Below are 9,842 nucleotides of genomic sequence, written 5' to 3' on the forward strand. Positions count from 1 at the left end.
TGAAGGCTCCCACCGCCATGAAACGACTGCTCAGCCTCTTCGTCGTCCTGGCGCCGCTCGCGGTGTTCGCCCAGCAGGACGTGGGCGGCTACAACCGCGCGCTGGCCGCCTTCAACGCCGGCGACTACGACACCGCCGCGCCGCTCTTCTTCCAGCTCTCCGAGGGCGCCGCCGACGCCGACGTGAAGGGCAAGTCGGAGTACTTCCTCGCGCAGTCCCTGGCGAAGAAGGGCCTGCCCGTCGCCGCCTTCATCTCCTACGCGGCCATCGTCAACGCCGGGCCCTCGCACCCCTCGTACCTCAAGGCGGTGGAGGGGCTCGTCGACATGCAGCAGCAGCTCGACGAGCAGAACCTCATCCCCAGCATCCTCAACCAGGCCTACACCGACGAGGTGCGGGACAGGTGGGTGACGCTGCCCAAGGAGGTGCTGGCCCGCATCAACTACCTCGTGGGCACGGTGAGCCAGCGCCGCGGCCGCTTCGAGGAGGCGCGCGCGCTGCTGGAGGCGGTGCCGAAGGACAGCCGCGTCTACGCCAAGTCGCGCTACCTCCTGGGCGTGGTGCTGTCGGATCCGCGCTTCCCCGGCCGTCCGGGTGAAGGCGACGCGCTGGACAAGGCCGCCATCGCCGCCTTCCAGGAGGTGCAGTCCGCGAAGGAGCCGCAGGTGGAGCTGAAGTCCACCCAGCACCTGGCGCTGCTCAGCCTGGGCCGCCTGCACTACCGCCGCGGCGAGCACGCCGAGTCCACCGCCGCCTACGAGCGGGTGCCGCGCCACGCGCGCTACTGGGACCAGGCCCTCTTCGAGAACGGCTTCGCGCGCTTCCAGAACGAGGACTTCGGCGGCGCGCTCGGCAGCCTCCAGGCGCTCCACGCGCCGCAGTTCGAGGGCGCCTTCCAGCCCGAGTCGTGGATTCTCAAGGCGACCGTCTACTACTACTCGTGCCTCTACGACGAGGTGAAGACCACGCTGGCGGCCTTCGACGAGCGCTACGGCCCCATGGCCAAGCAGCTCGAGCCCTTCACCGGCGACGACACCAACCTCGTGCAGGCCTACAATCTCGTGGCGGCGGAGAACCGCCGGCTGCCGCGCCCGGTGTACCTGTGGCTGCGCAACAACGAGCGCATCCGCGAGGTGATGCGGATGCTGGACCGGGTGGACGCGGAGAAGCGCGAGCTGAGCGGCGGTGGCTGGCGCGGCTCGCCCATGGCGGCCCAGACGGTGGCCTCGCTGGAAGAGGTCCGCGGCACGCTGCTGCAGGTGGGTGGCACGCTCGCCAAGAGCCGCATCCGCGAGGCGGCCGACAACCTGCGCACCTTCTCCGACCAGGCCGAAATCATCCGCGTGCAGACGGCGCTGGACGAGAAGGACCTGCTCCAGGCCGGCGTGGACCAGAAGACGCTCCTGACGCGCCAGTCGCTGTACCGCCCGAAGATGCCGGGGGCGAACTACAACTACTGGAAGTTCCAGGGCGAGTTCTGGATCGACGAGATTGGCTACTACCAGTACACGCTGAAGCGCGGCTGCCCGGCGAAGACGTCCGAGGGACAACAGCAACAGCCGTAACACGTGGGCGCAGGTCGCCCATGGCCGTACCCGAAGAGGGGGCCGCTCCCGCGCGCACATGGGCGCTGGGGCCGCCCCCTCTGGCGTTGTCGGGCAATGGAAGAAATCATTGCCAGACAGTGGGTTACCGGCCGCAAGAGTCGTTCCACGCCACTTCTCATTCCTGGAGTGCGCGTCTACTTTCCGTCGTCCCTTGTCGGTGGGCGCCTGATCGCCCACGTGCCGGGTCGGCTTCACGGCAGGAGCTCGCATGAAGGTGGTGCTTCGTTTCGGTGCACTGGCGGTGGGCGTCGCGCTCGCCACCGGTGGGGTGGGAGAGGCGGCGGAACCGCCGGCCCGCAAGGCGGTGAAGAAGCCCGCCACGGCGTCGGCGTCGAAGACCTCCGGGGCAGCGGAGAAGGGCAAGGCCTCCAAGAAGGACAAGGAGACCCAGGCCGCGAAGAAGGAGGAGGCCAAGGCGCCGCCTCCGGGCGTGGCGCCGGAGGACGTGCGCCGCGGGCCCGCGCGGGTGAAGCCCGCCACGGCCAAGTTCGCGGACATTCCCCGCATCGAGGACTCGAAGAAGGACGCGCTCGCGGACAAGAAGCGTGATGAGGCCATCGAGGCCCTCAAGCGCCTCGTCACCAAGCTGAGCGACGACAACCCCCAGAAGGCGGAGTTCCTCAGCCGCCTGTCCGAGCTGTACTGGGAGAAGTCCAAGTACCTCTACCGGCTGGAGATGGACCGCTTCCTCGCCGCGGAGAAGGCGTACGACGCGGCCATCGCCCGCGGCGAGAAGGCCGAGGAGCCCAAGAAGGACCATCGCGAGAGCGAGCGCTACCGCGCCGAGACGATGGCCATCTACGAGGACATCCTCCGCGCCTACCCGAAGTACCCCAACCGGGACGAGATCCTCTTCTCCATGGGGTACAACCTCTACGAGCTCGGCCGCCGTGACGCGGCCGTGGCCCGCTACGAGGAGCTGATCCGCGACTTCCCGAAGTCCCAGTTCGTGCCGGACGCGTACATCCAGCTCGGCAACCACTACTTCGAGAACAACAAGCTCGTCCCCGCCAAGGAGAACTACGAGAAGGCGCGGGACACCGGCGTGCCGAAGATCTACGCGTACGCCATCTACAAGCTGTCCTGGTGCGACTACAACACCGGTGACTACGAGGCGGGCCTCAAGAAGCTCCACGAGGTGGTGGACTACTCCGCGAAGCAGGAGGAGCTGGGCGACCTGCGCACCGAGGCGCTCAACGACCTGACCGTCTTCTACGTGCAGCTGGATCAGCCGAAGCAGGCCATCACCTACTTCAAGGAGAAGGCTCCGGCGAAGCGGCAGGGCCGGCTCATCGCGAAGACGGCGGCGGGCCTCGTGGACGCGGGTCACTTCGACAGCGCCATCCTCACGTACCGCACGCTCGTGGACGACGAGCCCATGGGCGCCAACGCCCCCGAGTACCAGCAGGCCATCGTCCGCGCCTTCGAGGGCTTGCGCCAGCGCCAGCAGGTCCGCAAGGAAATGAAGCGGATGGTGGACCTGTACAGCCCCGGTGGCGAGTGGTGGAAGGCCAACGAGGGTCAGGCCAGCGTCCTGCGCAATGCCTTCAACGTCACCGAAGAGGCGATGCGGGTGATGGTGACCGAGTACCACCAGGAGGCGCAGAAGACGCGCCAGGTGGAGACCTACCGGCTCGCGCGTGACATCTACAAGCAGTACGTGGACGCGTTCGCCTCGAACTCCAACCCGGACTTCGTCGCGGACTCGGCCTTCAACCTGCGCTTCTTCTACGCCGAAATCCTCTGGGCCCTGGAGGAGTGGCAGGCCGCCGCCGCCGAGTACGACGCCGTGGTGGCGTTCAAGATTCCGGACCGCGACTCGGCGCGCGAGGTCTCCAACGAGAGCTACCGCAAGAGCGCCGCGTACAACGCCATCCTCGCCTACGACAAGCTGGTGAAGATCGAGCGCGGCCAGCTCGCCAAGAGCGACCTCAAGGACGGCCAGAAGGTCGACGAGAAGAAGGACAAGGGCGACGTCGCCAGGCAGAAGATCGTCAAGCGCGACGCGAAGGAGCGCGAGGAGGAGCCGCTCACGAAGTTCGAGGACCGCCTCGTCGCCGCGTGCGACACCTACGTGAAGCTGTACCCGGACACGCAGGACGAAATCGACCTGCGGTACCAGGCGGCCGTCATCCTCTACGACCGCAGCCACTTCGTGGACGCGGCCCGGCGCTTCGGCGAAATCATCGAGAAGTTCCCCGAGGAGCGGCGCTCGCGTGACGCGGCGGACCTCACCATGTACGTGCTCGAGAGCCGCGAGGAGTGGCTGGAGCTGAGCACGCTGTCGCGGAAGTTCCTCGCCAACAAGAAGCTGTCCAAGCCCGGCACGGAGTTCGCCACTCGCGTGTCCCGCGTGGTGGAGGGCAGCCACTACAAGTGGGTGGACGAGGTCATCTACAAGAAGGAGAAGAACCCGAAGAAGGCCGCCGAGGAGTTCCTCAAGTTCGTCGCCGAGTTCCCCAGGTCGGAGAACGCCGACCGCGCGCTCACCTACGTGATGGTGATTGCCCAGGAGGCGGGGGAGATCGACAAGGGCATCGAGGCCGGCGAGCGCTTCCTCAAGGAGTACCCGCGCAGCAACTTCGAGCTGAAGGCGCGCTACTCGCTGGCCGGCCTCTACGAGAAGGTGGCCGAGTACCGCAAGGCGGCGCTGATGGCCGAGTCCTTCATCGCCGAGTACGACGCGGCGGTGAAGGCGCGGGAGGCCGAGGCGAAGAAGGCGAAGGAGCGCAAGGCCACCGCGAAGAAGCAGAGCGACTCGCCGGGTGCCGCGGAGGACGCGGAGTCCAAGCGCGCGCAGCGGGCCGCCGAGCGCAAGGCGCTGGTGGATGAGGCGGGCGCCTGGGTGGCGGACGCGCAGTTCAACGCCGGTGTCTGGTGGGAAGGCGCGGGCGAGCCGCAGAAGGCCGTGTCCGCGTACACCGCCTACGTCACGCGCTTCAAGGACCGCAAGGACGTGCCCCAGGTGGCTTTCGCCATCGCCAACGTGTGGCAGAAGGAGAAGAAGTGGGGCGAGGCGGCGAAGACCTTCGGCTCCTTCGCGGAGACGTACGGGCGTGACTCGCGCGCGGCGGCGCAGCAGGTGTACCTGGCCCGGTACAACGAGCTGCTCGCGTACCAGCAGCTGAAGAACGTCCGTGAGCAGGAGCGCGTGCAGTCCGAGCTGGTGCGCGGCTGGAACCGGCTGCCCGAGGCCGCCCGCAAGGACGTGGCGGTGCTCAACGCGTACGGCCACGCGCGCTTCCTGGCGCTGGAGCCGGCGTGGAAGCGCTACACGGACATCAAGTTCGCGCGGGTGAGCACCATCCGCCGCGACCTCGCCGCCAAGCAGCGCGAAATCCAGAGGCTGGAGAAGGAGTACCTCGCGGTGCTCGCCACCGGCTCGGGTGACTGGGGCATCGCGGCCCTGACGCGCATCGGTCTGGCGTACGCGGACTTCGCGCGCAACATCATGGAGTCGCCGGACCCGCAGGGGCTCGACGAGGACCAGACCGCCATGTACCGCGCGGAGCTGGAGAACCTGGCGCTGCCGCTGGAGGACAAGGCCACCGAGGCGCTCGAGAAGGCGCTGGAGAAGGCCTACGAGCTGGGCGTGTACAGCCAGTGGACGCTGACCGCGCAGGACCAGGTGAACCGCTTCCGGCCCGGCGCGTACGCCCAGGTCCGGCAGGTGGGCTACCGCGCCAGCGACTCCATGGCCCGCGCGGACCTCGCCCGCGAGCCGGATGCGACGGCCGCGACCACGGTGCCCGCCACGCCCGCGGCCCCGGCTCCCGGTGCTCCGGCGCAGCCCGCCAACCCGGCGGCCGCCCCGGTGGACCCGGCGCAGCAGCCGCCTACGAAGTCGGATGAGACGGCGCCCGCGCCCACCGCCTCGCTCGGGGAGGTGCGGCCGTGATGCCCGCTCGCTTCAACATCGCTCATGCAGGGACAGGGAAGACTCGGATGAACTGGTTCCGCTCGTTCCTCGCCGGCTCGCTGGCCTTCACGGCGGCGTGCGCGTCGGGGCCCCAGACGAAGGCCTCGGTCCTGCCGGAGACGCCGGCGCCCTCGGCCCAGAAGCCGGCCACGCCCGCCGAGCAGCAGGCGCCCACGCCCACGCCCATGCCTCAGGATGGCAGCGGCACGGAGCTGTTCGCCGCGGCGCTCCAGGCCTACGAGGCCGGAGACCTGGACGGCGCGCGCCAGGGCTTCGAGAAGGCCCTGGCGAAGCAGCCGCAGCTGCTCAACGCGCAGTTCAACCTGGGCGTCATCGCCGAGCGCCAGGGCCGCATGGATGACGCGCGGGTGGCCTACGAGAAGGTCCTCACGCTGGACCCGGGCCACGTGCCGTCCGCGGTCAACCTCGCGGTGCTGCACCGCGAGCAGGGGAGGGCGGACGACGCCGTCGCGCTGCTCGACAAGGCGCTGAAGGTGCCGGGCCGCGAGTTCGACGCGTCGCTGCTCAACAGCCTGTCCATCACCTGGCGGCTGGCGGGCAAGCTCAACGAGTCCGAGGCCGCCGCCCGCCGCGTGCTGGCGCGCAACAAGGACAACCCCGAGGCGTACAAGAACCTGGCGCAGGTGGCCTATGCGCGCGAGCAGTACCGGCTGGCGGAGCTGCTGGCCGGCACCGCCCGCAAGCACGCGGAGAAGGACCCGGCCATCTACAACCTGCTGGGGATGATCTACCTGAAGCTGGATGACCGCCCGCGCGCGCTCGCCCAGTTCCAGAAGGCGGTGTCGCTCGACGAGAAGTTCGCTCCGGGCTACCTCAACCTCGGCGCCATGGCGCTCAGCTACCGCGACTACGCGGGCGCGGAGCGCTCGTTCACCAAGGTGACGGAGCTGGAGCCCGACTCGGCGGACGCGCGGCTGTACCTGGCCTTCGCGCTGGACGGGCAGAAGGCCACCGACCCGAAGAAGGGCGTCGCCGCGGGCGAGGCCTACGAGAAGGTGCTCGCCGCTCGCTCGGACCTGCCGGAGGCCGTGTGCGGCGCTGGCTGGGCCTACGCGGCGGACCGCTCCGGCTGGGAGAAGGCCATTGCCTTCCTCGACCGGTGCAAGGGCTTGGGCAGCACCACCGAGCAGGACAAGCAGATGATCACCGCGAAGGTGAATGGTCTGCAGAACATGCTCAAGGCGCCGCCTCCCGCGCCCGCCACCGCGGAGGGCGAGGGCGAGACGAAGAACGAGGCCACCGGCGGCGGGGGCTCCATGCTCAACCAGCTCCCGCAGGAGCAGGGTGAGGCGCCCGCCGAGGGAGAGGCACCCGCCGGTGATGCGGCTTCCGCCGAGGGCGCGGCCGCCGCCGAGGGCGCCACATCACCGTCCGGTGACACCGCCACGCCCGCGGCTCCGGGCACGGATGCCACGGCTCCGGGCACGAACGCGGCGCCTGGCAATCCTGGCGCGGCCCCTGGGGCGCAGGACGCGAACGTGGCTCCTGGCAACCCCGCGGCGGACGCGGCTGCTCCGGCGGCCCCCGTCACGGGTGCGGCTTCTGACAAGGGCGCGGCCGCTCCGGCGCCCACGCCCGCTCGATAGCGGGATGGCAGTTGTGACGGTCAGGAGATGGAAGTTTTTTCCATCTTCCGGGCCGCCACGTGGCAGGCGGCAGGCAAGTTCCTTAGGATTCAGGGACTTGGGTTTGGATCGCGCTGTGCAATGGACCCGCGGGAACCTGTAGGAAGACCCGCTGTCTCACCCGATGAAAGCGATTGGAGGCTGGGTATGAGGCGACTGGCATCGGTGGCGGTGGTGATGGGGCTGTGGGTGGCGCCTTCGGCGGCGTTGGCGCAGGCGCAGTCGAAGGACACGGTGAAGGTCATCCGGGAAGAGGACCGCACGGTCTTCAAGAAGAAGACGGTGATCGACTTCACCGACGTGGCGGTGGAAGGCGAGCTCACGAAGCCGGAAGGCTCGTACGTGCTCCACCGCAAGAAGACGGACTTCCAGAGCCTCATCAAGGTCCGGGAGAACTTCGACCCGGAGTTGCAGAAGTCAGTCGATAACCTCTAGCAGCGGCGGCGGCGGTCGGTCGTTTTCGGGAGCGGAAGGGAAGAAGGAAGAATCCTCATGGCGGCGGCGAAGAATAACGGCTTGACGCTTCGAATCACCGGGCCGGACGGCTCCACGGTGGAAACCGTGTCCGAAGCAGAGAGCGTCATTGTGGGGTCGGGCGCCCAGGCGGCGGTGAAGATTCAGGATCCTCGGGTCTCGAACCTTCATGTGATGCTCAAGGTGGACAAGGATGGCTCCGTCACGGCCATCGACCTTGGCAGCGAGAGCGGCACGGAGGTTCATGGCCAGCGGATGCTCATCCCCACGGCCCTGAAACCCGGGGACGTGCTCAAGGTGGGTGGCACGACGGTGGAGGTGCTCTTCGGGAGCGCCGAGGCCGCGCGCCACGCGCCCGCGGGTGCCAAGGTCGCGGGACCGGCCTTCCAGGGCTCGGTGACGCAGCAGAGGGCACCGGTGACGGTACCGGAGGTGCTGACGCCTCCCTCGGCGCTGAACACGCCGCGGGTGGCGGTGCCGGTGGTGCCTCCGTCCGCGCCTCGCATGGAGGCCTCGGCCTCTGGCGTCTCGGTGCGGACGGAGCGGCCGGTGACGCCGGTGCTGCCTCCGGTGGAGCCTCCTGGGCTCAACAGGGTGCCGCGCTCGCGCGCGGTGGTGCCCCCGGCTCCGGTGGCGGTGAAGCCGACGGCGCCGGCGCACCTCCAGGAACCGTTGCCTCCGGAGGCGATGCCCGCCCCCGAGGCGAAGGTGCTCCAGGTGGCGATGCTCTGGGGCGACCAGATGCTGGAGGTCCAGCACTTCAAGGACGGCGTGCCCGTCACCATCGGCGAGGGGAAGAAGAACTTCTTCCACGTCTACACGCCGGAGGTGGGCGAGCGCTACGTGCTGGCGGTCAGCCAGGGCGACAAGCTGGAGGTGCGGGCTCCGGCGGGCGCGGGCCTCATCGTCACCAACCAGGGCGACGTCCGCTCCAAGGACGCGCTGCGCGCGGCCGGCGCGCTGAAGCAGGACAAGGACCAGGTCCTCACGCTGGGCCTGCATGACCGCGTCGAGGTGTCCATCGGCACGGTGGGCTTCGTGCTGCGCTACGTGCGGCCCTCGCCGGGCATCACCGCCACGTCGCTGCAGGACTCGGACTTCACCTTCTTCAAGATCACCAGCATCTGCCTGCTGGCGGGTCTGGCGGTGGTGATGGCGATGGTGCTCACGCCGCGCGCGGAGCAGCCGGAGTCGGCGGACATCTTCGAGGACCAGCAGCGCGTGGCGAAGTTCCTCATCACCCCGGAGAAGAAGCTCGAGCAGAAGAAGCTCCAGCTGTCCGGCGTGGAGGAGGGCGCGAAGGCGAAGGACGAAGAGGGCAAGTTCGGCAAGGAGGAGGCGAAGCAGGCGGAAGCGGCGCCTTCGAAGCCGGGCACCCCGGTGGTGGACAAGAACAAGAAGGAGAAGGACCGGCAGGTGGTGGGCAAGGTCGGCCTGCTGGGCGCGTTCAAGGGGCTGAAGGGCGGGGCCTCGGACGTGTTCGGCCCCGGCGGCTTCGGCACCGGCCTGAACAACGCGCTGGGCGGCCTCAAGGGCGGCGCGGCCATGGGTGACGCGCAGGGCGTGGGCGGCCTGGGCTCGCGCGGCACGGGCACCGGCGGTGGCGGCACGGCGCTGGGCATCGGTGGCCTCGGCACGCAGGGTACGGGGCGTGGCGCGGGTGGCTCGGGTGGCATCGACCTGGGCGGCCGCGGCAAGTCCATCACCAAGGTCATCCCCGGCAAGACGACGGTGGTGGGCGGCCTCGACAAGGACGTCATCGCCAAGGTCATCCGGCGGCACCAGGGGGAGATCAAGTACTGCTACGAGTCCGAGCTGAACAAGAACCCGAGCCTGGCCGGCAAGGTGGCGGTGGCCTTCACCATCGACCCGACGGGCGCGGTGTCGGACGCCACCGTCTCCGAGTCGACGCTGGGCAACGCCAAGGCGGAGCAGTGCATGTTGTCCCGCATCCGCCGCTGGAAGTTCCCGGAGCCCAAGGGCGGCGGCGTGGTGGCGGTGACCTACCCGTGGCTCTTCTCGCCCGCGGGTGGTGAGGGCGGCGAGGGGTAGTCGCTCCCTGAAACGCAGATGTTCTCTAGTGGCGTGGACGAAGCGGTCCACGCCACTTTCGTTTCCGCCCCTCGTTGCCGGATCACGGGGGGCATCATTAACGTCCAGCGCCGCTCCCGGGGTTGGGCCGGGAGGGCACGCATG

At 69.1% G+C, this 9,842-nt stretch carries 5 protein-coding genes; all 5 read left to right on the forward strand.

All coding sequences use genetic code 11. From position 1 onward, the window contains the following. Positions 1–17: 17 nt before the first annotated feature. The 5 genes from HG543_RS25985 (at position 18) to HG543_RS26005 (ending at position 9,698) form a co-directional block, all read left to right on the forward strand. On the forward strand, positions 18–1,565 hold the full coding sequence (locus HG543_RS25985; protein ID WP_169347551.1) for a tetratricopeptide repeat protein: 1,548 nt from the start codon (positions 18–20) through the stop codon (positions 1,563–1,565). Positions 1,566–1,815: 250 nt separating this feature from the next. Next, complete coding sequence (locus HG543_RS25990) at positions 1,816–5,505, forward strand: tetratricopeptide repeat protein (protein ID WP_169347552.1); 3,690 nt, start codon at positions 1,816–1,818, stop codon at positions 5,503–5,505. Positions 5,506–5,552: 47 nt separating this feature from the next. Next, positions 5,553–7,133, forward strand: coding sequence for a tetratricopeptide repeat protein (locus HG543_RS25995; protein WP_246357297.1), 1,581 nt, complete (start codon positions 5,553–5,555; stop codon positions 7,131–7,133). A 186-nt stretch (positions 7,134–7,319) separates the two neighbouring features. Beyond that, entirely contained in the window at positions 7,320–7,607 is a 288-nt protein-coding gene (locus HG543_RS26000) for a hypothetical protein (RefSeq protein WP_169347553.1), read from the forward strand. Positions 7,608–7,664: 57 nt separating this feature from the next. Next, on the forward strand, positions 7,665–9,698 hold the full coding sequence (locus HG543_RS26005; RefSeq protein ID WP_169347554.1) for a TonB family protein: 2,034 nt from the start codon (positions 7,665–7,667) through the stop codon (positions 9,696–9,698). The last annotated feature ends 144 nt before the right edge of the window (positions 9,699–9,842 follow it).

Source organism: Pyxidicoccus fallax, from assembly GCF_012933655.1.
Classification (GTDB): Bacteria; Myxococcota; Myxococcia; order Myxococcales; family Myxococcaceae; genus Myxococcus; species Myxococcus fallax.